The organism is Dictyobacter kobayashii (genome assembly GCF_003967555.1).
Lineage (GTDB): Bacteria > Chloroflexota > Ktedonobacteria > Ktedonobacterales > Ktedonobacteraceae > Dictyobacter > Dictyobacter kobayashii.
The window spans coordinates 4339010-4362932 of the sequence record NZ_BIFS01000001.1 but is presented as its reverse complement, the minus strand read 5'-3'; the positions used below and the strand labels follow the sequence as shown (position 1 = coordinate 4362932).

Here is a 23923-nt window from a genome sequence, read left to right as displayed (position 1 = left end):
TGCAGAAGTAGCTCCAGGCGTTTTGTATGGAAATATCGCCAAAGCGATAAGGCAGTTCGCAACAAGAAGGAAGGACAATGGCTCCGAGACAGTGGGATGCCCACAGTCAGCAGCAGCGCTATATCCAACACTGGCAGGGTCGGCATCCACTCATTCAACACCACCCAGTGCTGGTTTCACTTTCTCTGATCGGTAGCGCGTTCATACTCGCTATTGCCAGTTATTTTTCCGATACACTATTTCCTGTTCTGGCATTTATTGGAGCGTCACCCACACTCCCCTGCCTGTTATTGGCAGTGGTGTTGGGCACATGCGGTATACTCACCAGCATTATCAACATCATTGAACATGTTGAGCAGCGGAGAGCATACATCATAGTATCTCCAGATCTAAAGGAGCAACGCTATGATCGCAACTGATCAACTTTCACTATTGTTTATTGGCTGTTTTCTGCTCGGTCTTCTGTACCTGGTCATTACAGCACTGTTCGGCAACCTGGGGCATCACGGACAAGATGCGGGACATCACGTCCATCACCTTCATATCGAAGGAGCTCCACATACAGGTCATGGCAGTGCCCATCATGCCACACATGCAGAGAGAGCGGAAGGGAATTTCTCTCTTTTTAGCATTCTAAATCCAACCAGTATTGTTCTTTTCTTAATCGGCTTTGGCTTCTTTGGCTACGCTTTCCATACGACTACCAACTTTCGTATGTCAATCATTTTAGCACTTGCCTGCTTAAGTGGAGTGATTGTAGCAGCGTTGCTCTTGACGATGTTCTCACGTATGCTGGGTGGGAGCGAAGCGGCTACTGTACAGGATGTATCAGACCGCACGGGCCTACTTGGTAAAGTGAGCATTACCATTCAGGAAAATGGATTGGGTGAAATCCTCTACGTCTCACCTGGTGGTATGCGTAAGAGCATCCCTGCACGCAGTATCGATGGTCGTCGCCTGGAACGCGATCAAGAGGTCGTGGTTGTCAATTATCAGCGTGGTATTGCTGAAGTAGATACCTGGGATCACTTTGTTAACCAGGAAGATTCAGCAACTATGTTACAACCAGAAGCCGATGATATGGCCACACTACGCGCACTCCTTGAGGAACCTAATAAAAATGACTCTGAATACATTATGCGTAATGATACTAAAAAGGAGTAAATCATTATGAGTCTCTTAGTTCTTATTGGCATCGGTATAGTCGCTTTCCTACTCATTGTGGTCATCTTCGTGCGCGTATGGGGCACGCTATTGCGTAAAGTGGGCCCTAACCAGGCATTGATCGTCTATGGTCAGGGTGGCACGCATGTGATTACGGGAGGCGCCAGGCTGGTTATTCCTCTGTTCAATCGCGCGCAAGAGCTCTCACTGGAATTGATGTCCTTTGATGTTGCTCCACGCCAGGCGCTCTACACCACGCAAGGCGTCGCCGTCAACGTAGAGGCCGTCACTCAGATTAAGGTCCGCTCAGATGACGAGAGCATTCGTACTGCGGCTGAGCAATTCCTGAGCAAATCACGCGAGGATCGCGATAACCTGATCCGTCTGGTAATGGAAGGCCATCTACGTGGTATCGTTGGTCAGCTAACCGTTGAGGACCTGGTGAAAGATCCAGAGAGCGTCGGTGGCAAAATGCTGCGCACCGTAACACCGGATATGCAAAAAATGGGACTGGAAGTTATTTCCTTTACCATTAAAGATGTGCGTGACGAAAACGATTATATCGCCAACATGGGTCGCCCACAGATCGCACAGATCCGTAAACAGGCTGATATCGCTGCCGCCCTGGCTCAGCGAGACACCCAGATTCAGCAGGCCAATGCCTCCCGTGAGGCGGCTGTTGCTCGCGCACTGGCTGATCAAGAGCGTGTAAAAGCCGAGGCGGAGTCCCTGGCATTACAGGCAGAATCGCAGAGAAACCTTTCATTGAAAAAGGCCTCCTTCGATGCTGAAATCAAGAAGCAGCAGGCGACGGCCGACAAAGCCTATGATATTCAATCTAACGTCACCCAGCAGCAGGTTATCGCCGAGGCTGTACGTGTTACCGAGGTTGAGAAGAACGCACAAATCAAAGTACAACAGGCTGAAATCCAGCGCCGTGAACTGGAACTGCAAGCGACCATTCAAAAAGCTGCTGAAGCCGAGCGCCGCCGTATCGAGACGGTTGCTGAAGCTGAGAGACAGCGCTTGATCCTGGAAGCACAAGGTCAGGCGGATGCCTCCAAAACCCGTGGTGTTGGTGAAGCTGATGCCAACCGCGCCCGTGGTCTCTCCGAAGCCGAAGTTATTCGTGCCCGTGGTCTTGCTGAAGCCGAAGTTATTCGTGCTAAAGGTGAAGCCGAAGCTGATGCCATGAAAGTCAAAGCCGCCGCCTTCCACGAATACAACCAGGCCGCTGTACTGGATAAACTGCTCACCGGTATGCCTGAGATCGTGCGCGCCATTGCTGAGCCTCTAAGCAAGGTCGACAAGGTCACCATCGTCTCTACAGGCGGTGATGGCAATCACAACGGTGTTGGTGCAAGTCGCTTGACTGGTGATATCATGAACATGGTAGCCCAGGTACCAGCCCTCTTCGAGCTGCTGAGCGGAACCCGCATCGGCGACCTGATGAGCAATGTACCTGCACTGCGCACCGACGAGAACGCCAACAATCAAGATAATGCTCGTGCCAACGGCACCGGCTCAGTTGAGTCTATCCCTGGCAAAAATTAGTACCACTTATTAAAGAGTAGTTATAGAACCGAGAGTTGCAGGAGGGCTGGTTGGCCCTCCTGCCGAGGAAATGACAGTCCTTGTATCCTCTCTGTTCGAACGCCAGAGCAGGGGTGCCGGGGGACGCAGTCCCATGGCCGGGGTGCGGGGTGTCCCGCCCCTCCCCTTCTCCTCCCGCCGTAGGCGGGAATAAAGAGGTATCTCATACCTTTATGAAAAAGAGCACACCAATAAACAAATGGACAACTAAACTAGTATAAATACCAATTATGACTGATGGAGAGGGCCTATGAACCTGTTGGAACGTGTACTCACTTTGCTAGGGGCCAACCTGAATGCAGTGGCAGAAAAGGCCGATGATCCGGAAAAAACCTTACGCCAGCTGCAACTGGATATGCGCAATCAATTGGTACAGGTAAAAACCGAGGTTGCCAAGGCCATTGCAGAGGGGCATGTTCTGCAAAAACGGGCCCAGGCTCGTAAAGTCGAGGCAGAGACATGGCTGAAAAAGGCCGAACTGGCAGTCCAACATGGAAATGATGCGCAGGCTCGTCAGGCCCTAACCCACTACAATGAACACAATAAAATTATTCAACGCTACCAGCAACAGAAAAAAGAGCAGGAACAACTCGTAATCACACTACGCAACGTCCTGGGCAAATTAGATGAGAAGATAACAGAGGTCGATACAACCATTGAATTACTGGCCACCCGTAAGCGCAATGCTCTGATTCAGCAACGTGTATACGAAGCGCTCCAAAAAACTGGCAATGCGGACCCGAATACCACGCGCAAAGCCAAGGATGCGCTACTGGATGCCGAGGCACGAGCGCAGGCCATGGCTGAACTGCATAATCGTGATCTCGATGCTCAATTAAGCAGTTTAAGTGCTGAACAGACCATTGAGCAACAACTCGATGCCCTGAAAAATATGCAGCAGACAACCAACCTGGCGGGATCAAACAAAACATCCAAGCCCCAGACAGGCCCTCTGGCAACACCCCTGAATACTGAGCTATCGACGAAAAGACGTATACGCATCCAACCCAAATACTCAGCCCCGCTAGAAGAACCATCCACGGATAGAGATATGGATCTGGATTACCTCAAAAAACTGCTCGAGTCGCCACAAAATTTAGATTCGTAAGAGCAGTAGCCTTCTTTTCCACAATATAGCTAGTTTAGATGCTACTAGCCCTAGTGGAAAAGAAACGCAAAGACAATGATAATAGCAAGCGCTATAAACATGCCAATGATAAAAGAATAGCCTTTGTTAGGCGTCTCTGCTTTTTCTTCGATCTGTTTCTCACTCATGGGAAATGTCTTTCTTGATATGAATCTATTGTAATGCCGTACTAATAGTCTCTTCAACGCTGGTCATTAATTGAACACACTGTGCAGGATCAGCCTCGCGTGTAGTGATCAGGACCTGAAATATTTTTTTCTCTATTCCAGCCATGCGCATGAAGATCTGTCGTCCAGCACTGGTCACAACAGTATGTTCATGTTCGCCTCCCAATTCCGACACCTCGGAGGCTAATAAAACACTCTTTTGGATAGCGCTAAAATAGCGACACACCCTGGAGATATCGATTTCGTCAATCGCCACCTGGGCAACGGGTTGACCATCAATAGTAACAACCGCCGCAGCAATAAAACCAGGCACCGAATAGCCCAGTGTCTGGAGAGCCGAAACCAGGGTAGCATAGTTGCGTCGGGCTGCTTGTTGAGCTCGCAGCGTACTCGTCGATAACGATATATTACCTTCATACTCGGGTTCAAAGCTAAAAGAGCCGCTGGCAGCTTCTTGGGCAACAGGACTCTGGCCACGATAGAGTGGCCCCGATGGTTGGGCCGATCGGCTGATCTCCACAGGTGGCTGTGTAGGAGATCCTGAACTCCATTCCCTATTTGCCGGACGTAATACTTCCGTCTCCTGGAAACCGCTCATCTGCTCTGGAGAAAGCTGCTCGGTAGTTGTCAACGGCACCCGCGCGGCTGGCCACTCACTGGATTTAGTAGGTATATTGGGAGTAGCCGGTATCGCAGAAGGGGTCCCGGTAGCAGACTTTGGTATAGCACGCTGCGAAGAGGTTGGCTGATCCGTTAGCCAGCCAGGCAGCTCGGCATTCAGTTCAGGCCTATCAATAGGCGCCGCCTGCCCGGATGCTTGCACAGGAGCCTGATCGCTCATTTTCTTGAGCATATCCATCAACTCTTGCCCATTCAAAGCCATCGTCGGTGCCAGGGCAGCATCACCGTCCTGCACGGCAGCGGCTGGAGCAGGTTGCGCCCGAGGCATGCGTCCTGTATTTTCCCACCACTCTTTTTCTAGCTGAGCAGGAGAAGTCTCGCTTTGCGTCTCACTCCAATCATTGGCTGGAGCTTGAAAAGGTGATGAAGAAGGCTGAGCTTCTGTCAAGACCATGAACGGAGTATCGTCTATGTCCGCAAAAGAGATGGGCGCAATCGGAACGGATTCAATCTCACCACTGTATTGCTGGCGATTGGCGTATTTTGTACGGTACTGCAGGGCCTGGAAAATCAAGCGTGAAAGCGGCTGCGTCACATTAGAGGCAACCTGATCATTCCAGGGCTGATGGATAACGGTCCCATTTTTGTGGGCGGCCAGCGCAAAAAAAGCCTCTTCCGCGCGGAGCACTCCATACTCGGCCCAGATCAGCTCTCCATTTTGAAAGCGCAGGACACCACGCTCTTCCAGCCCGGTATTAATCAGTAATGTAATGCTCTTGCGACTCATGTTGACAATCTGAATGACATCCAACAGATCGAATGAGTCCAGGCTCGCGGAAAAACCCGTTGGTTGCAGAAGTCGCCGTAGCTCCTCTTTCAACAAACGGATATCTAATGGCTTCTCAAAGTAACTAACAGCGCCGCCCTCTAGCGCCTGCATACGCAACGGAGCAGAATCAGTCTCTCCAAGCATTATTGTATGTATGCTTGGACGATAGGCTCGCAACCATTGAAGCAACTCAAAACCATCGGCACCGGGCGTTTTCACATCATAAATGACAACGTCATACTCTTCCGACCAGAGGGTACGTACGGCATCCGCCTCACTCATCATCCCCTGCACAACGTAGCCATCCTTACGGAGAGAGTTGACTAAATTCTGGTTCAGAGCATCATCACTCGCAACCACAATAATGCGCCAGACATCAGACATTATTACTACCACCTGAAACAGATTCGGCTGTTCCAACCCCATCAACGTAGACCGAGACGCCAGCTCATGCATCGAACAGCCAAAGAAAAAGCCCCGGTCTTTATCGTTGCTCGGCCTTCTGAGATATTCCAGATATGCGAATAATCAGGTAGACAGCAATGCACTAGTCCCATTCTTTTTATGTTATGACTTAACAGGAAAACGCATTACATGCCGGACTCTCTCAGTTCACCCATCAGTAAACAGTGTGCCGTATCGGATACGAGAAACGCCCGCTCTATGCTTTATTCTCCCAGCGAGGAAAAGAGTCAGGGCAAAATAATAGTATGGTTCATCTACCATACCCTATATTTATCGCTTTGTATATGATTATAACCCGAACGACATATTCTCAACAAACGTCTAACAGAATTCGTTCATCCTTCCTATGAAGGAGCAGGACACTTCTAACAATTTTCTTTAATTACTCGAAGAGTGTATCACGACACAGTAGGGATGGCAAGATAAGTAGGATCAGGTACCACGCAACTCAGGAAGCACATTTGTAGCCCCTTTATAGAACGTGCTATACTCGACACAGCAAGCGGTACCCTGCCGCAAAAAAGAGAAGATCGTACTTCCGTGTTACGGCAATTCGTGCTATCACGGCTACCTGATCAGAATATTGAAGGAGCAAATATAACGATGACGTCACCTAGAAGTCCACAAGATACCTGGAAACAAATGGCCGGCGTCGCAGCCGCCAATCTCATACAAGAAGGAATGGTTGTGGGACTTGGTACAGGTTCAACCGCAGCGTACCTGGTCCAGGCGCTCTCTCAGCGTATACAACAGGGATTACAGATTGTTGGGGCGGTACCCAGTTCGCAGGCCACCTATGATCTGGCGGCCAGCCTGAATATTCCTCTCACGGACCTGGATATTCATCCCGAATTGGATATGTATATTGATGGTGCAGATGAAATTGATCCACAGCTACGCTTAATTAAAGGGGCCGGTGGCGCGCTGCTACGCGAGAAGATCCTGGCTTCGGCGGCACGGCGCTTTGTGGTTATCGCTGATCCGAGCAAGAAAGTGACACAGTTAGGTCATCGCTTTCCACTGCCCGTCGAAATTGTGCCGCTAGCAAAGACACCGATCAAATTAAAGCTGAGCAAGCTGGGCGCCCAGGTCGAGCTCAGGCATCGTGACAATATCCCTTTTATCACCGATAATCATAACTATATTTTTGACTGTACCTTTCCACAGGGCATTAGCAATCCCGCTGAAGTAGACGCTCAGATCCATAGTATCGTCGGAGTCGTTGAAACTGGCCTCTTCCTCAATCTGGCCCAGCAGGTAGTCATCGGTGGTCCCGAAGGTGTACAAATTTTCCCACAATAGCTCACACTATACAAACTAAGAGGAGTTCAGCAACTATGCACATAGTCCGCACCGTTCAGGCAATGAGGCATGAACATGAGCAGTGGACAGGTTCGGTTGGATTCGTGCCAACGATGGGCTATCTTCATGAAGGTCATCTCTCACTGGTTCGGCAAGCACGCTTAGAGAACGAACATGTGGTGGTCAGTATTTTTATCAATCCAACACAATTTGGACCACAAGAAGATCTTGGTAGCTATCCAAGAAATATTGAACATGATCTCCAACTACTCTCAGCGCTGGGAGTCGATGTGGTCTTTCTGCCGGCCGTAGCAGAAATGTATCCCTCGGGATTTACAACGTACGTAAATCCTGAGGGGGCACTGGCCGAACAGGGGGAGGGAGCATTGCGCCCTGGCCATTTCAGAGGCGTCGCAACCGTGGTGCTCAAACTATTTCTTATTGTCCAGCCGCAGAGGATCTATTTCGGTCAAAAAGATGCCCAGCAAGTAGCGGTAATCAATCGTATGATCAGTGATCTCAATCTCCCACTTACTCTCCGGGTATTATCCACCATCCGTGAAAGCGACGGACTGGCCATGAGCAGTCGCAACAGCTATCTTGATAATGAGGAGCGAGCCCGCGCGACGGTGGTCTATCGCGCGCTTAAAGCCGCCCAGATGGCCGTTGAATTTCAACAGCAGACAAACATTCAAAAGATTATTCAGGCGGTCCAGAAAGTGGTCAATAACGAAGCGGGCGTGCAGCTCGACTATATCGATCTTCGTGATCCCACCACATTCCTGCCTCTGGAGACGCTAAAGGCCCCCGCCCTCCTGCTAATAGCCGTACGCGTAGGCACAACACGCCTGATCGATAATTTTGTCCTACACGCTGATGGAACATGGGATACAGGCACAATAGCCAGTCAGATCGTCTAAACTCATTGCAAGCGGCCAATAGATCAAAAGAAAGAACAAAGATGCGCGATAAAGTTACAGTTCCCGCCATTAAAGCTCGCAAACATGGCACTAAAATAACAATGGTCACCGCCTATGATGCACCGATGGCCCATATCGTGGATCAGGCCGGGATCGATATGATCCTGGTCGGAGACTCGGTCGCGACTACTGTGTTGGGACGCCCCGATACCCTCTCGGCCACAATTGAGATTATGATCCACCATAGCGCGGCAGTTGCCCAGGATCAACCACGCGCCTTAATTGTGACGGATATGCCCTGGCTGAGCTACCACGTCTCTATCGAGGATACTATTCGCAATGCCGGTCGGCTGGTACGCGAAGGGAAAGCCGAGGCGATCAAACTGGAAGGTGGTCGCAAACGCCTTCCTATGATCGAAGCGCTACTGGCGGCCGAGATTCCTGTGATGGGACACCTTGGCCTGACTCCACAATCTGTACACTCCATGGGTGGTTATAAAGTACAGGGGAAAGATCTGCAGGCCGCGCAAGAACTGCTGGACGATGCCAGAGCACTGGCCGAGGCGGGAGTATTCGCGCTGGTACTGGAAGGGATACCGGATGTGCTGGCTCAAATCATTACGCAGGAGATTGCGATTCCCACCATCGGGATCGGTGCTGGCCCCCGCTGTGATGGGCAGGTCCTGGTCTTTCACGATGTCCTGGGCCTGACGACCAATCATCTCCCCAAGTTTGTGCGTCAGTATGCACAGCTTGCAGAGATAGCCACCCGGGCGCTACAACAATATAGTGCCGATGTACAGGCTGGAACCTTCCCTACCGATAGCGAAACCTATCATACACACACAGAGGTTGCCAGGACCCTGAAAAGCCAGTTCTTAACGCAAACACCAGATGAAAAAGCCTGACAGCCCCAACAGGCCAGTCAGTCAGACAATATACAGGCAGAATGGGAACAAACATGGCAACAATTTTATACGATGCAGATGCAAATTTAGAGCTTATTCGTCATAAACAGGTGGCAATTATAGGTTATGGCAGTCAGGGACATGCGCATGCCTTGAATTTACGCGATAGTGGTTGCAATGTAGTGGTGGGCCTACCCGAAAACAGTAAAAGTCGGGAGAGAGCCAGGCAGGATGGCTGGTCTCCCGTACTTCCGGAAGAGGCCGCCGCCCGGGCGCAAGTGATCATGCTGCTGGTGCCAGATCAACATCAAGGCCAGGTATATACCCAGAGCATCAAACCCTCCCTGACAGAGGGTAAACTACTTTTGATAGCACATGGTTTTAGCCTGCAATATGGGCAGATTGTGCCACCAGACAATATCGATGTTGCCATGGTAGCACCCAACGGTCCAGGCGCGCAGCTACGCCATATGTATAGCATCGGATCAGGCATTCCGGCCCTCTGGACAATCTATCAGGATGTCACTGGTCAGGCACGTGAGCTCACGTTGTCCTATGCCCAAGCCCTGGGCTGCACCCGGGCGGGGGTTATTCAAACAACCCTCTCAGAGGAGACCGAGACCGACCTCTTTGCGGAACAGGTTGTCCTGTGTGGAGGCCTCACATCTCTGATTCGGACCGCATTTGAGACCCTGGTGGAGGCCGGCTATCAACCAGAAGTGGCCTATACCTGTTGTCTCCAAGAGGTAAAACTGATTGCGGATCTGCTATATAAAGGAGGCATCCACTTTATGCATAACTCGATCAGCGATACAGCTGAATTTGGAGACTACGTGACGGGTCCGCGCATTATTGATGAACATACGCGGGAAAAGATGCGAGAGACATTGCGAGATATTCAGGATGGGAGCTTTGCACGCAACTGGATCCTGGAAAATCAGGCAGGTCAACCAACCCTGCGGGCAATGCGCCGAAAAGATGCAACCCATCAGATTGAAACAGTGGGGAACAAATGAGGCAGATGCTACCATAGCATTTCTCTGGATTATCTGTTATCCTATATCAAGCATTCACATAAAGATAGTACCTTTATTTGCGCGAGCATGGCGCCGATGAATAAAGAACAGGAAGAAGAACAGTTTAGTACTGTAATCTCTTCCTGTGATTCCCATCTTTCGCACTTCTGCGATATAAGGCAGAGAAAATACACTTGTATCTTGTGAGATGCAACAAATTGCCTTTATAAAACGTCTAATGTACTAGCGGCAGCATACAATCTGGCACACATACCCTGGAAAATTTCCACCTTTCGCTCTATGAGAAAAAACATTTTCAAGTGAGCCAAAGCACGTTTCTAAATAACTTATACGACGTGATTCTGTGATTATACCTTCATTAGAGAGGCTCAGGGATATGCTCATTTTACACATGCGGCCTCAGAGCAGGGTACGAAAAGCTCTATATATTCTTGGCAGCATAATTTTATTTCTCTTTTTGATGCTCGCTTCTCCATCAGCTTTCGCCTATCAGCAGCACAACATGGTCAATGGCCCAACGATTCTTAAGGCAAGCATGGGTTTTGACGGCATTTATCAAGATGGTAACTGGGTGCCAATCCAGGTTGACTTGAGCAATACAGGCAACGACTTCACCGGCAAAATATCAATTACGGTTCCTTCTACTCCACTTAACGGAGCAAACGTCACAACAACCACAAACAGCTATCAAGAAGCTATCAATCTTCCCCCAGGCGCTAAAAAGCAGATCTCTATATCTGTGCCTTTAAATTTAAGCTCCCAGGGAGCCACCGCCCAGGTCTCAGTAGACCTATTGGATACAACCGGTCATACTGTCTCCCACCGTGCGTTAGTACCTAATAATGGTAGTTACAATCTAACTTTGATCGGCGTGCTATCAGATACACCAAATAATTTTGGTCAATTAAACCTGGCCCTATCTAACTTGTTTAATCCGGCCGGGCAGACCAAAAATCTTACAGCAGCCACCATGCCTAAACAGGCCGCAGTCCTCAAAAACTTTGATGTGATTGTGCTAGATAATTTCACTACCGGCTCCCTCAGCCCGGAGCAACTATCGGCACTGCAAAGCTGGGTCTATCAGGGCGGCAGCTTAATCCTGACCGGGGGACCTGAATGGAAACGCACACTAGGTGCATTACCAGCTAGCCTGTTGCCGGTCACCATCAATGGGACAGGCAATATTCCTGCTGGCAAGCATCTCTTACCTGTAAATACCCTGACAAAAGGTGACCAGGCCACCAATGATACCGTCAAAACAGCCACCCCAATCAGTACTGCGCAAGCAGCTAAAAATACCGTCACGCTCCTCTCATCAGACCAGACGCCAGTGATTGTACAAAAAGTGCAGGGGCAGGGTACCGTCTATTATCTAGCCTATGATCCAACCCTTGAGCCTCTAGCAAGCTGGTCAACGACCAATCAGCTCTGGTCAACGCTCTTATTGCGTTCTCTTGGAGATCGTGTCTTAATGAACGCGGGCAATACGGGAGTAATCACGGCACCAGGGCAAGGCAATAATGTTACAGCTTCAACTCTGGGCGCATTGCTGCAAACATTTTTCCCCAACGCTTATCCATCTATCTGGCTGATCTTAATACTGCTCTTAAGCTATGTGATCATTCTAGGTCCACTGCGACTCTTACTAATACGAGCATTTAAACGGCGCGATTGGAGCTGGCGTATCGTCCTGGGCACCATTGTCGTCTTTACACTGCTAAGTTATGGACTGGCCCTACAGCAAAAGGGGTCCTCGATTATTAACAGCAGCATCACACTCGTACAGCTCAACGCACCCGACAAAACGGGCACCAGCGCCATGCCACCACCTTCCTGGGCGTCTTTGTCCCCAGTCAGGGAGACTTCCAGGTCCATGTACCTAACTCTAGCCTGGTGCAGCCCGCGGATCAAAATACATATGGTGGCCCTTACCGCTCATCTTCAACCCAACAGTCAATCTTTACAGTTGCCAATAACGATACCAATATCGACCTCCAGGGTGTCGATATCTGGACGACACGCACCCTGATGGCTCAGCGGGATATGCATACCTCGGGCGGCATTACCTCGCAGCTACAACTACAACAAAATATTGTCAGCGGCACAGTAACCAGCACCTTGCCTTATACATTAACAGATGCTTTTGTGGTCATGGGGAATAGCTATGTTTCATTAGGTGACCTTCCACCCAATAGCACCAAAAAGGTCAGCGTCAATCTGGGCAACAACTCTTCAAATGCTGCGGCAAATAATACGACGATCGCAGACCAGATCGCCAGCAGTCGAGGGATGACGACCAATCCAGGCGGTGGCTACTACTCTTACAACAATAACAATCAGGTTACAGATGCTCCCCATCGCCATGTGCTAATGATGGAGGCACTCAGTGGCGGCTACTGTGATAATAACAGTTGCTATCACCAGAATGTGCAACTTGTGAATAATAGTGGGGTGGTCACCAAACGTTTTATGATTGGCAATACTGTCAGCGACCATGATCCGCTCTTGTTGTCTGGTTCAACGGCGACGATTATTGGCTGGGCCCAGGATTCAAATGCTCTCAATGGCACGATTACGGTCAATGGTCAGGACACCAATGGGTCACAGGAGACCATGGTGCAGGCACCATTGGACATCAATTTCACGGGTAATGTTCAGATCCCATCCAGCATCATTAACAGCCAGATCGTCCATATCCAGCAGACTGCTCCGGGCAATATTCAGGAACCTGCGCTGGGAACCTATATGATGACAACCGGAAGTATAACGTTGGAATACACTATTCCCACTATTGCTCAGTTAGAGAATAGTTCACTGACATTCACATCATCGGTATCTCCAACGAAGGGTAGCAGCCAGACGGTTGGCATTACAACGAATATCAATCATATACAAACCTATCTCTACAACTGGCAAACCGGCAACTGGGATAGCGTGTCCTTCAGCGAGTTTACCTGTACGGTCAAATCGGCACAGCCATATGTCGGGCCCGGGGACGTGTATTGCTGCATTTAAGCAATCACGACACCAATGCAGTCTTTGATAAGCCAGCCTTAGAATTACAAGGGACGGTCGCACATTAGAGAGGGGCAAACATGCAAAATATGGTGTTACCATCCACCACATCAGAAGCAACAGAACCATTAATAAAAATTCAAAATGTCTCAAAACGTTATCATAATACACATGCATTGCAGGATATCAGCCTGGAGATACCACGCGGCACCATCTATGGACTGATTGGACCCAATGGAGCAGGTAAAACCACCCTGCTCCGTATTCTAGCCGCCCTGCTCACACCAACCTCAGGACAGGTCTGGATTGAAGAGCAAGAAGTGACGCGCGCACCTTCAATTATCCAGCGCAAGGTTGGCTATATGCCGGACTTCTTTGGCGTCTACCCTGATTTGACCTCCGCTGAATATCTAGAATTTTATGCCGGCATCCACGGTATCTCGCGCCAAAAACGCAATGGGATTGTAGCCGATCTGTTAGAGCTGGTTGAGCTATCTTCAAAACGTGATGCAATGGTTGAAACGCTCTCGCGTGGTATGAAACAGCGACTCTGCCTGGCGCGTGCCCTGGTCCATGATCCAGAGATCCTGCTGCTGGATGAGCCAGCCTCTGGATTGGATCCAAGGGCACGCGTTGAATTACGCGAACTGGTACGTACCCTGCAGGGTCTGGGCAAGACGATTTTGATCAGTTCACACATCTTGCTCGAACTGGCGGAAATGTGTACAGATATTGCTATTCTCCAAAATGGGCAGCTGGTGATCGCCGGCGACGTCGAAAAAGTAACACATCAACTGGGCGGCGGCCGACAAATAGATATCCGCTTGTTGGATAAAGCCCGCGTTACTGACACCATCGCGCATCTAGAGAAGATCGCCGATATTCACAATATCACGACCAATGAAGACAGATTAATTCAAGCGGAATTTACCGGCGATGATGAGGCGCTCCATCATATTCTGGCAGCGCTCATCAACCAGGGCTATCCGATTGTCTCCTTTGCTCCTCGGTCAGGTGGCGGAAGGCTCGAAGAGGTCTTTTTAAATATTACAGAAAGGAGCAATCAGTCATGACCTTTATGGCACTATTGATTAAAGAAATGCGTTTGCGCATGAGGCGCGAACGCACTATCTGGCTGATTGTCGTCTACATTTTATTGCTGGGTCTGCTAGGTTGGTTGGATATCAGCGTTAGTAGCAGTGCGGCAGCCTACGGCGGCAACTGGACGAACATTGGTATCGGACTGTATACAATGCTCTTGATCGTGCAACTATTTCTGATTCTCTTTATCACACCTGCCTTTACCGCAACGACAGTGAATGGCGAAAAAGAGCGCCAGACTTTTGATCTCTTGCTCTGCTCGCGCCTATCATCGACATCACTGATCACAGGTAAATTGCTGGCAGGACTGATCAATGCATTTTTGCTGATCGCCGCCTCTATACCCATCTTCAGCCTGGTCTTTTTCTTCGGCGGGGTTTCGCCACTACAAGCACTGGAAGCCCTATTAGTATTCATTCTAACCGCGATTTTAGCAGCCAGTCTGGGCATCTTCTGCTCAACCCTGGTCGCCCGGCCTGCTATCTCGACCGCTCTCTCTTATGTATTGCTCTTGCTCTGGTTAGGTTTACCACTGCTGTTCGCCATACTGATACCTACCAACTCAAACAGAGCACCGAGCTACTTAATGTGGCATCCAGTGATGGCGCTCCTTAGCACATTCAATTATGGTGGGCTGTCCCCCAATAATATATATAATGTTGGTCCATTCAATCTTGCTATCTGGCAAACATATAGTATTTTTAATGTACTGGCAACACTTATACTGATCGGATTAAGTCTCTGGCTGGTGAAACCGCAAGCCTGGCAACGCTTACGGTTACGCACACATAAAAACGACGCCACCGTCCTAAAGAACGAAACAAAGGCTTCGGCCACAGCGTGATGAAAAAGTATGCAGGTGAAGGCAGATGAATATACACATCAATCCACCTTATGAGACGCGAGAAAGGGTGTAATATGGCAACCTTTATACCGTCACATACCCGGACGGAAACACAGGGGACGCGTACAGCGGGCAATCTCAGCACAGCGCTGCGGCCCTGGCGTAGACGCATCTGGACACAGAAGATTCTCTTCTGGGGCATTCGAGGCCTGATGATAGGTCTATTCCTGGCCTGCCTGGTCTTGTTGATCTCGCGCATGCTTCCCTGGGCCTCAGCACCATACTGGGCGTTGGGTGTCGGTATCGCCTTACCCGTGCTGGGCATCGCGCTGGCACTATGGTTTCGACCGACTAATCGCAGTACGGCACACCAGATAGATGAGCACCTGTCCCTGCACGACCGCGTCGGGACAGCCTGGGAGCTGCGCGATCAAACATCTGTCCTGGCAGGCTTACAGAGACGAGATGCCCTTAAACAATTGCGGGCACATACTCCTGCTAAAACCATAACGCTCCGCCTTCAGCGGGCAAGCACGATAACCTTGATCGCACTATTACTCTTATTAGTACCACTGCTATTGGCACCCAATCCAATGACAGCCATTCTCAAACAACAGGCTACACTACAGGCTCAAATAGCCAAACAGGTCAGCAATATAGAAAAGCTCAGGCAGGTAACCGCCCAGCAACCTGACATTTCTAAAGATGAGAAACAGAAGATCGATCAGATCCTACACGATCTTGAAACCAAATTGCAACAGGCAAAAAATCCCAACGATGCCCAGCAGGCACTCTCTGAAGCCCAGGCCAAACTGGACCAGCTGCGCAATCCACAGTCTGGCAATAGAAATCAGGCCCGCTCCTCGGCGGGAGACACCTTAAAAAATAGCAGCAATGCCAATGCCCAGGCGGCCGGGCAGGCATTGAAAAACAACGATAGTAAGAGCCTGGCTCAGGCCTTACAAAATCTAGCCAATCAAGCCAGCAAATTATCTCCAGATCAACGCAAACAACTGGCCCAGGACCTGGAAAAGGCAGCCAACCAGGCCAATAAAGATCCCAACTTGAGTTCCTCCCTGCATCAACTGGCAAAATCTTTAGCCGATGGTAGTAGTAGCGAGATCTCCGATGCGACAAAAGCGGTAGAAGCGGCCAATAGTCAGGCAGCCTCCGATCAAGCTGGAGAGAATGCTATCAACCAGGCGACACAAGGCCTGCAGGATACCGCTAATAATCTAGCATCCGCAACCGACAATACCACGGGCCAGGCACAACAAGGCCAGGGGCAAAATCAGCAGGGTCAGGGGCAAAATCAGGGGCAAGGTCAGGGTCAACAACCTGGTCAGGGGCAAAATCAAGGGCAGGGTCAGGGTCAGCAGCCTGGACAGGGACAAGGTCAAGGGCAGGGGCAGGGGCAGGGCCAGGGGCAAGGGCAGGGGCAGGGCCAGGGGCAAGGTCAGGGCCAGGGGCAAGGAGGCCAGGGTGGATCTGGTGGAACTGGCGGTACAAATGCTCCTGGTAGCCACAAGGATGAACCAGTTTATGTGCAGGGCCAGAATGGTCAGGGTTCAAGTACCCAGAGTGCAGACAACAATACCGGGGTTGTCCAACCTGGTTCAGATGTCCCTTATTCACAGGTAATTCAACAGTATAATCAGAAGGCCCATGACGCCATCGATAACAGCAATGTGGCACCGAACGAAAAGGACCTGGTCCACGATTACTTCAACACATTAGAAGGGCAACAGTGAGATTATGGCAAATGCAAGTGATAACACTTTCAATCCATATGACGATACACAATTTCGGCCTCAGCCACAAACCTTTGAGGCTGCGACTAAAGCGTCCGCCATATTATCCGATGAACCCAGTGAAGAAAATATTGAACAATTCATCGAGGTGACCCACAAATTAGAGCAGGAACTGTGCCAGATCGTCGTGGGACAGGAACGCGTGATCCGCGAATTACTCCTGGCCATGCTGGCAGGGGGACACGTCTTGCTTGAAGGCGTGCCCGGACTCGGTAAAACCTTGTTGGTGCGAACACTCTCAGATGCCTTATCACTTAAGTTTGCACGTATCCAGTTCACACCAGATCTGATGCCCGCCGATATTGTGGGTACCAATATTGTCTCCGAACAGGGCGATAGCTCCACAGGAGGGAAACGCGCCTTCTCCTTCCAACCAGGCCCCATCTTCGCCAATATTGTACTGGCCGATGAGATCAATCGTGCCACGCCAAAGACACAATCAGCCTTGCTGGAAGGTATGCAGGAACGCACCGTCAGTGTGGGAGACCGCACACGTCCCCTACCACAACCCTTCTTTGTGCTGGCTACCCAGAATCCATTGGAAATGGAAGGAACCTATACACTGCCTGAGGCACAGCTGGATCGCTTTATGCTCAAGATCATCGTCAACTTCCCCAAGGCTGAAGATTTAATGCGCATTATCGATACAACAGCTGGCACTGAGACATTGCGCGCAAAGGAAGTCACCTCAGGTGAAGAGCTGGCACGCATGATTACAATAGCCCGCGCAGTTCCAATAGCCACCCATGTCAAAGAATACGCGGTACGCATGCTCCTGGCCTCCCATCCGGATCAAGAGGGAGCGCCAGAAAAGATCCGTCAATATGTGCGCTATGGTGGCAGTCCTCGTGGTCTGCAGGCATTGATTATGACCGCCAAGGTACGTGCCTTGCTAGAGGGCCGCTACAATGTCTCACTCGAAGATATTAAAGCGGTCGCCTATCCAGCTTTACGCCATCGTATCGTTCTCAATTTCGATGGCCTCGCCGACAATATTACGACCGAGCAGTTAATCGAAACCATCATTGCCGAACTGGATGCGGATTAACATAAGAAAGAATGCTCATGCCTGATATGGAAAAAGCACGCTTCCCGCTCGATGCCAGCGTGCTCCAGCGGTTGGATAATATCTCACTTCTCACGCGCCGTCCGATGGCCACAGGACGACCGGGACGCCGGCGTTCGCCATTGGCTGGCTCGTCGATGGAGTTCGCGGATTATCGGCGTTATACGCCTGGCGATGATTTTCGCCGTATCGACTGGCGAGCCTTTGCACGCCTGGAACGGATCTTCCTGCGCGTCTTTGAGGCCGAGGAGAATATTACTGTCACCATTCTGTTAGACTGCTCTGATTCTATGTATCAGGGAACGCCGGAGAAAGCTGATCTAGCAGTGGCTGTGGCGGCAGCCCTGGCCTATATTGCACTCAAATGTGAGGATAGTGTTGTTCTCGGTGCCCTGACTGATCGCCTGGTAGCATATCGGCGCATCAGTGGAGGAAAAAATGCTATCTGGAGCGTGGGAGAATTTCTGCAACGGCTACCTCGCTCGGGTACAACCGATCTCAATCGCGCGCTCTACGATATTGGGCGCGTGGTAACGGCTCCCGGGCTGACCATCGTGATTTCAGATTTTCTGACGCCTCAGGGCTACCAGACCGGCGTGCGCGCAGTGCGTCAGCTACGCCAGGAGATTGCTTTACTACAGATTCTCTCGCCAGATGAACTGGACCCTCAGATCCAGGGTGATTGGAGGTTGCGCGATAGTGAGGGGACACAGAGCGTTGAAGTTAGCGCCTCTTCACATATACTGCAGGCATACCGCGAACGCCTGGCCCGCTTTACAGAAGAGATGGCGGCTTTTGCACATAGCTATATGGGTACATACACATTGATTGCCAGCGATACTGATATTGTGGACGTCGTGCAGCGCCTGTTACGGCAGGTAGAACTGGTTCGATAGCAATAGAAGGATAACGTCATGAGTATACTTGTTCCTGCAGCCCTTGCCTTCAGTGCCATCATACCAATTATCTTGCTGCTCTATTTTATGCGTCCCAAGCGCCAGGAAAAGGTGGTTGGCAGTACGCTCTTATGGCAGCAAGCGATGCAAGATTTGCAGGCAAGCCGTCCATGGCAACGCCTACGCATAACCCCTCTGCTGCTTTTACAGCTATTGGCAGCCATCGTGATCATCCTGATTCTGGTACGCCCGGCTATTTTTATGAGTAGTCCGGTCAGCGGCAACACAATTGTGATCTTGCAAGCGTCAGCCAGTATGCAAGCTACAGATGTGGCTCCCAGCCGCTTTGATAAGGCCAAAGATACCATCAGTGGCTTTATTGATGCGCTCGGGCCGAACGATCACCTCTCGCTGATATCAATGGCGCGCACGCCTCAGGTTTTAATTGCGAACTCGCAGGACAAAGCACAGCTTACGAATGCATTGCAACATGCCAGGGTAACAAACCAGGACGCCGATCTAGAACAGGCGCTTTCACTGGCAAGCTCGCTGGCGGCGGGCCAGGAAAACGCCCAGGTCCTGGTCGTCGGAGATGGCCATGTGATGAATAACAATCAAACCCTGGATTCACCTTTCCCGGTCCAATATATGTCTATCGGTGGCGATGCCCCCAATATGGCGCTGATGGCCCTCTCCTCCCGCTCATTGCAAGGAAAACTGATCGCCTTTGCGCAGGTCAGTAATTATAGTCATGATCAACGCTCTGTCCCGGTCGAGCTCTATGCAGATGGGCGACTCTTTAGTGTTAAAACGGTCACCTTAAATGCAGGCGCGAGTGGAGCGATTGAATGGGGTCCTTTACCGGCGCGTACCAACCTGCTGCACGCACGTCTACTCTCACAGGATGCAATGACGACCGACCACGAGGCATGGTCCCTGGTAGGAAGTTCTATTCATGGCCGCGTACTACTGGTCACTAAAGGCAACATGTACCTGCAAACAGCCCTGCGCCTGCAATCCAATGTGACCCTCTACACTATCGATCCCAGTAAATATAGCAATAGCATAGGGACCTACGATCTGACCATTTTTGACGGCTATGCACCGCCAAGTGAGCCTGTGGGCAACATCCTCTACGTCAATCCGCCAGCACGTAATTATTCCTTTGGCTCATCTGGCCCGGCGGTGGGCGTCAGCCATATCAGTACCGGCAATGATCCTCAAAACCTGTTGAGCAGCATCGATCTGAGCAGTATTCACACGATGCGCTCTACCCATCAGCTAAAGCCCGCGCTGTGGGCACAACCCATCATCAGTACCCCCACAACGCCCCTGTTGCTAGCAGGAGAAAATAACAATCGCCGTGTGGCGGTCTTTGGCTTTGATTTACATGAAACTGACCTGCCACTGCAGCCCTCCTTCCCCATCCTGATCTACAACCTGGTTAACTGGTTCTTGCCTTCACCAGTAGCGGGAAATGGGCAGGTCACTCCAGGCACCCCGGTTAGCATCCAGACCTGGCCAGGCGCAGACCAGGTAACCGTCACGGGGCCGGATCAACAGACGATCACTGTAGGTCCACCTTTTCCAGCAACGCCTTATGCCCGCACCAATCCGGTCGGCATTTATCAGGTTAATCAACGGGTTCATGGGCACACGCTCAGTGGTATATTTACCGTTAACCTGTTCAATCCAAATCAGTCACAATTGGCACCGGCAAAAAATATTCCGGTCACTCATAGCACCAATATAACCAACAATAAAAACACCATCTCACGTCAGCTACGAGAGATATGGCCCTGGATCGCCGCGATCCTGCTATTAATACTCTGTGCAGAATGGTGGCTCTTTAGCCGCAATTATCAACCACAACAGAGCAACAACCAGACAGCGCATAAAACGCCACGTACAACTATACGCGGCAAAACCAATCAGCGTAGCGCCAGATATCCATGGCTTGCCTCCATGCAGGATCAGGTGCTGGCCAGTTGGAATCGCACCCAAAGGAAAACCAAAAAGTTCAGCAAGCGCCTGCGCACAACGTTGAAAAAAACATCGAAAGGGGAGCGCCGTGTTAACATTTGAGCAGCCACTGCTACTCTTGCTCTTAATACCAATCGGAATCCTGGTCTACCTGACCTGGAAACGCATGTCGCTTCCTTTTCCCAGGCAACAACGCTGGCTGATCCTGGCTACACGCCTGCTACTCTTTAGCTTTATTATTCTGGCGCTGGCAGGGACCGCCTGGGCCATGCCAGTCTCTCGCCAGGCTACGATCTTTGTGGGAGACATCTCGGCCAGCACGGGCCCACAACGCGCTTTTATCGAGCAATGGATTAGCTCGGCGGTAAAGCATAAGCATGCCGATGATCAGGTGGGTATTGTAGCCGTTGGGCGCAATGCGCTAGTAGAACAGTCAATACAATCACAGATAGTAGACTTCTCTCATTTTGAGTCAACGCCAGATACCAATTATACGGATTTAGCGGCTGGCTTACGCCTCGCTTCAGCTATCCTGCCCTCCAACAGCCAGCGCCATATCGTTCTGCTTACCGATGGTCAGCAAAACCTGGAAGATGCCTTGCAGGAGGCCCAGCTTTTACAGCAACAGGGCATTCGATTGGATATCGTCGCCTTACCAAACGTCAATGGCGATGATGTGCGTGTGGATAGCTTTGAGGCTCCAAGCAATCTACATACAGGCGAGCGCTTTAACCTGCACACCCGCATCTATAGCACGGTCGCGCAACAGGGCACGGTACGCATCTACCTGGACTCAGCAATCATTTCACAGCAGAAAGTAGCCCTATCTGCAGGCAGTCAAGATCTTAGCTTTGATATGCAGGCTCCCACAGTTGGCTTTCATACCTTCCGTATTACAATAGAGGCACCTAAAGATTCAATTACGCAGAACGATGAGGCGGCCGCCTTTGTCAATGTGCAGGGTCCACCAAAAATTCTGGTCATCGAAGGACAGCCCGGCAGCGGCCGTAATATTGTGGCCGCCCTCCAGGCCACCCATATCAACGTGACGGTTGGCACGCCGGGCGACATACCAACTACCCTGGATGGGCTGGTCCCCTATAGTAGTGTTATTCTGGCCGATGTACCAGCTATCTCGCTGGGCAATACGCGCATGCAGATCCTGCAGTCATTTGTACGCGATCTCGGGCATGGATTGGTAGTCAGTGGTGGGCAGAACAGCTACGGCGTTGGAGGATACACCGATACGCCACTGGAACAAACGCTGCCAGTAAGCATGGATATCCCACAACATAAGGAAACGCCCACTATTGCGGTAGTCTTGATCGTCGAAAGCCTGGAGGCCCAGGTCCCGATCAACATTTCCAAAGAGGCGGCCAAAGGCGTGGTGGGGCTCCTCACCTCCCGCGACCAGGTAGGAATCTCAGCGGGCTACGGCACACTGAGTGTTAAGATGCAGCACGTTACCGATAAGAAATCCATTGATAAAGCCATCGACAACATGAATCCAGTGGACCCTCCCAGCTACAATCCTGACTTCGCCAATGCGGAACAGGAATTACTCCATACTGACGCCAAGATTAAACATATCATCCTGCTGGGCGATGGGGACGCCTATGATAACTATGCGCCACAGGTAACCAAACTCGCCAATGAGAATATCACCGTTTCAACGGTCGAGACAAATGCATTGAGCTCTGAGGACCTGGCAACCATGCAAAACGTTGCACAATGGGGTAAAGGTCGCTTCTATCGCGCTGACAATCCCAGTATCATCCCTCAGATTTTGCTCAAAGAGACACAGCGAGCAGCACGGCGCTCTTTGATTAATGAAACCTTTAATCCAGCCGTAGTAGGCAACCATCCTATTCTGACAGGAATAACGGGCTTACCGACCCTCAATGGATATGTAGCGACCACCCCGAAACCGGCTGCTCAGGTGGTTCTGGTAAGCCACCTGGATGATCCAGTACTGGCGGTCTGGCAATATGGTCTGGGGCGCGTAGCAGCCTGGACCAGTGATGCGCTGGGCCTGTGGACTAAAAACTGGTTAACCTGGGATGATGCGCCCAAATGGTGGGCAAACGTGGTCACCTGGACCCTGCCTGCTGCCAATGACGGAGCGATGAATATCAATGGTAAAGTTAACAATGGTATAGGGCAATTGACGGTCGATCTGCCCTCTGGCACAACCGCTGAAGGAGGGCAACAGCAGGTGCAGGTGCATATTATTGGGCCAGATCTATCACAGCAAAATATAAACCTGCAACCAACGGCCCCTGAACGCTGGGAGGGAAGTTTCCCTGCTTCACAGGTTGGCGGCTATCTGCTCCAGGTAACCTGGCAAGGCGCAAACAAGAAAGAGAGCAGGCTTACAGCGACCACGGGCCTGGTTGTGCCATATTCACCTGAATACCGTAACCAGGGCACCGATATGCGTTTCCTGCAGCTACTGGCACAGGCTGGTGGCGGCATCCTTCTCAATCCTAATGATATAGAATCAGCCTTTACCCAGAGCTTAATCCCAACCTCAGCCTCAATTCCAATCTCTTTCTGGCTCTTGATATTAGCGGCACTGCTATTGCCAGTAGATATCGCGGCGCGCCGCCTGGCCAACTTCGATTTTGTGATAGAAGGATATAACTGGCTGCTGGCACGCTTCAAAAGCAGTGCCCATCAGCAACTGGCTACCCCGCATGGAAAATTACCTGGAGAGAAGCCTGATGTTGCCTCACTGAGCTCAATCAGAGAGAAACGCGAAAAGCAGCGCCATCAGGGCGTACCAGCGCGGGTTGCCAGTACCAGCAAGCCCGGCGTAACACCGCCACGGAAAGCTCAACCACCGGTCGAGACCGTGACCAGGACTGCTCCTAAGGAGATCGATCCTGTACAACCATCAGCCGCGCAAAAAACATCTGTAGCAGCCGGTCCATCCACCACCTCGCGCTTAGTAGAAGCTAAACGAAAACGTGAACAGGAGAAGAAATAAGGTGGATAGATAGACCAAATAACGACAGCAATACAAAAAACATGGTAAACTTCCTGCTATGGAGG

The 23923-nt window shown here is 50.7% G+C and carries 18 protein-coding genes; 17 read left to right on the top strand and 1 reads right to left on the bottom strand.

The window, feature by feature from the left end; all coding sequences use genetic code 11:
- Positions 1 to 77: 77 nt before the first annotated feature.
- The 4 genes from EL645_RS19120 (at position 78) to EL645_RS19105 (ending at position 3865) form a co-directional block, all read left to right on the top strand.
- Positions 78 to 419 (top strand): hypothetical protein, encoded by a 342-nt coding sequence (locus tag EL645_RS19120; RefSeq protein ID WP_126551983.1) that lies wholly within the window; start codon positions 78 to 80, stop codon positions 417 to 419.
- A complete protein-coding gene (locus EL645_RS19115; protein WP_126551982.1) occupies positions 406 to 1164 on the top strand; it encodes an NfeD family membrane protein in 759 nt (252 codons plus the stop codon). The genes EL645_RS19120 and EL645_RS19115 overlap by 14 nt, the downstream gene beginning before the upstream one ends.
- Before the next feature lie 6 nt (positions 1165 to 1170).
- Positions 1171 to 2718: a flotillin family protein gene (locus EL645_RS19110; protein ID WP_170207717.1), complete on the top strand. Its 1548-nt coding sequence runs from the start codon at positions 1171 to 1173 to the stop codon at positions 2716 to 2718.
- Between the two features lie 289 nt (positions 2719 to 3007).
- Positions 3008 to 3865, top strand: coding sequence for a PspA/IM30 family protein (locus tag EL645_RS19105; RefSeq protein ID WP_126551980.1), 858 nt, complete (start codon positions 3008 to 3010; stop codon positions 3863 to 3865).
- Positions 3866 to 4057: 192 nt separating this feature from the next.
- Here EL645_RS19105 and EL645_RS19100 read toward each other — a convergent pair whose 3' ends face one another.
- Complete coding sequence (locus EL645_RS19100; protein ID WP_161977493.1) at positions 4058 to 5905, bottom strand: response regulator; 1848 nt, start codon at positions 5903 to 5905, stop codon at positions 4058 to 4060.
- A 684-nt stretch (positions 5906 to 6589) separates the two neighbouring features.
- On the opposite strand from EL645_RS19100, the gene rpiA reads away from it, so the two are divergent.
- From rpiA to EL645_RS19040, 13 genes are all read left to right on the top strand, one after another.
- On the top strand, positions 6590 to 7288 hold the full coding sequence (rpiA, locus tag EL645_RS19095; protein ID WP_126551978.1) for a ribose-5-phosphate isomerase RpiA: 699 nt from the start codon (positions 6590 to 6592) through the stop codon (positions 7286 to 7288).
- 35 nt (positions 7289 to 7323) lie between these two features.
- On the top strand, positions 7324 to 8208 hold the full coding sequence (gene panC / locus EL645_RS19090; RefSeq protein ID WP_126551977.1) for a pantoate--beta-alanine ligase: 885 nt from the start codon (positions 7324 to 7326) through the stop codon (positions 8206 to 8208).
- Positions 8209 to 8249: 41 nt separating this feature from the next.
- On the top strand, positions 8250 to 9116 hold the full coding sequence (gene panB / locus EL645_RS19085) for a 3-methyl-2-oxobutanoate hydroxymethyltransferase (protein WP_126551976.1): 867 nt from the start codon (positions 8250 to 8252) through the stop codon (positions 9114 to 9116).
- A 53-nt stretch (positions 9117 to 9169) separates the two neighbouring features.
- Positions 9170 to 10132 carry a ketol-acid reductoisomerase gene (ilvC, locus tag EL645_RS19080; protein ID WP_126551975.1) on the top strand — a complete coding sequence of 321 codons (963 nt, stop codon included), beginning with the start codon at positions 9170 to 9172 and terminating at the stop codon, positions 10130 to 10132.
- 523 nt (positions 10133 to 10655) lie between these two features.
- The gene (locus EL645_RS19075) at positions 10656 to 12182 is read left to right on the top strand and encodes a DUF8726 domain-containing protein (protein WP_136625243.1); all 1527 of its coding nucleotides are present in this window, start codon (positions 10656 to 10658) and stop codon (positions 12180 to 12182) included.
- Entirely contained in the window at positions 12182 to 13168 is a 987-nt protein-coding gene (locus EL645_RS39380) for a DUF8815 domain-containing protein (RefSeq protein ID WP_161977492.1), read from the top strand. Before EL645_RS19075 ends, EL645_RS39380 begins: the two co-directional genes overlap by 1 nt.
- A gap of 80 nt (positions 13169 to 13248) precedes the next feature.
- Positions 13249 to 14241: an ABC transporter ATP-binding protein gene (locus EL645_RS19070; protein ID WP_218031918.1), complete on the top strand. Its 993-nt coding sequence runs from the start codon at positions 13249 to 13251 to the stop codon at positions 14239 to 14241.
- Positions 14238 to 15113 carry an ABC transporter permease gene (locus EL645_RS19065; RefSeq protein WP_126551973.1) on the top strand — a complete coding sequence of 292 codons (876 nt, stop codon included), beginning with the start codon at positions 14238 to 14240 and terminating at the stop codon, positions 15111 to 15113. The genes EL645_RS19070 and EL645_RS19065 overlap by 4 nt, the downstream gene beginning before the upstream one ends.
- A 74-nt stretch (positions 15114 to 15187) precedes the next feature.
- A complete protein-coding gene (locus EL645_RS19060; protein ID WP_126551972.1) occupies positions 15188 to 16864 on the top strand; it encodes a DUF8809 domain-containing protein in 1677 nt (558 codons plus the stop codon).
- Between the two features lie 4 nt (positions 16865 to 16868).
- Positions 16869 to 17972: an AAA family ATPase gene (locus EL645_RS19055; RefSeq protein WP_126551971.1), complete on the top strand. Its 1104-nt coding sequence runs from the start codon at positions 16869 to 16871 to the stop codon at positions 17970 to 17972.
- Positions 17973 to 17989: 17 nt separating this feature from the next.
- A complete protein-coding gene (locus EL645_RS19050) occupies positions 17990 to 18886 on the top strand; it encodes a DUF58 domain-containing protein (protein ID WP_161977491.1) in 897 nt (298 codons plus the stop codon).
- Between the two features lie 18 nt (positions 18887 to 18904).
- A complete protein-coding gene (locus EL645_RS19045) occupies positions 18905 to 20971 on the top strand; it encodes a vWA domain-containing protein (RefSeq protein WP_126551969.1) in 2067 nt (688 codons plus the stop codon).
- Positions 20958 to 23858: a glutamine amidotransferase gene (locus EL645_RS19040; protein WP_126551968.1), complete on the top strand. Its 2901-nt coding sequence runs from the start codon at positions 20958 to 20960 to the stop codon at positions 23856 to 23858. The genes EL645_RS19045 and EL645_RS19040 overlap by 14 nt, the downstream gene beginning before the upstream one ends.
- Positions 23859 to 23923 lie beyond the last annotated feature (65 nt).

What these genes read in the sequence shown, in the direction of transcription:
- EL645_RS19120 (WP_126551983.1), top strand. Translation starts at nt 78, where the DNA reads ATGGCTCCGAGACAGTGGGATGCCCACAGTCAGCAGCAGCGCTATATC.
- EL645_RS19115 (WP_126551982.1), top strand. Translation starts at nt 406, where the DNA reads ATGATCGCAACTGATCAACTTTCACTATTGTTTATTGGCTGTTTTCTG.
- EL645_RS19110 (WP_170207717.1), top strand. Translation starts at nt 1,171, where the DNA reads ATGAGTCTCTTAGTTCTTATTGGCATCGGTATAGTCGCTTTCCTACTC.
- EL645_RS19105 (WP_126551980.1), top strand. Translation starts at nt 3,008, where the DNA reads ATGAACCTGTTGGAACGTGTACTCACTTTGCTAGGGGCCAACCTGAAT.
- EL645_RS19100 (WP_161977493.1), bottom strand. Translation starts at nt 5,905, where the DNA reads ATGTCTGATGTCTGGCGCATTATTGTGGTTGCGAGTGATGATGCTCTG.
- rpiA (WP_126551978.1), top strand. Translation starts at nt 6,590, where the DNA reads ATGACGTCACCTAGAAGTCCACAAGATACCTGGAAACAAATGGCCGGC.
- panC (WP_126551977.1), top strand. Translation starts at nt 7,324, where the DNA reads ATGCACATAGTCCGCACCGTTCAGGCAATGAGGCATGAACATGAGCAG.
- panB (WP_126551976.1), top strand. Translation starts at nt 8,250, where the DNA reads ATGCGCGATAAAGTTACAGTTCCCGCCATTAAAGCTCGCAAACATGGC.
- ilvC (WP_126551975.1), top strand. Translation starts at nt 9,170, where the DNA reads ATGGCAACAATTTTATACGATGCAGATGCAAATTTAGAGCTTATTCGT.
- EL645_RS19075 (WP_136625243.1), top strand. Translation starts at nt 10,656, where the DNA reads ATGGTCAATGGCCCAACGATTCTTAAGGCAAGCATGGGTTTTGACGGC.
- EL645_RS39380 (WP_161977492.1), top strand. Translation starts at nt 12,182, where the DNA reads ATGGCTCAGCGGGATATGCATACCTCGGGCGGCATTACCTCGCAGCTA.
- EL645_RS19070 (WP_218031918.1), top strand. Translation starts at nt 13,249, where the DNA reads ATGCAAAATATGGTGTTACCATCCACCACATCAGAAGCAACAGAACCA.
- EL645_RS19065 (WP_126551973.1), top strand. Translation starts at nt 14,238, where the DNA reads ATGACCTTTATGGCACTATTGATTAAAGAAATGCGTTTGCGCATGAGG.
- EL645_RS19060 (WP_126551972.1), top strand. Translation starts at nt 15,188, where the DNA reads ATGGCAACCTTTATACCGTCACATACCCGGACGGAAACACAGGGGACG.
- EL645_RS19055 (WP_126551971.1), top strand. Translation starts at nt 16,869, where the DNA reads ATGGCAAATGCAAGTGATAACACTTTCAATCCATATGACGATACACAA.
- EL645_RS19050 (WP_161977491.1), top strand. Translation starts at nt 17,990, where the DNA reads ATGCCTGATATGGAAAAAGCACGCTTCCCGCTCGATGCCAGCGTGCTC.
- EL645_RS19045 (WP_126551969.1), top strand. Translation starts at nt 18,905, where the DNA reads ATGAGTATACTTGTTCCTGCAGCCCTTGCCTTCAGTGCCATCATACCA.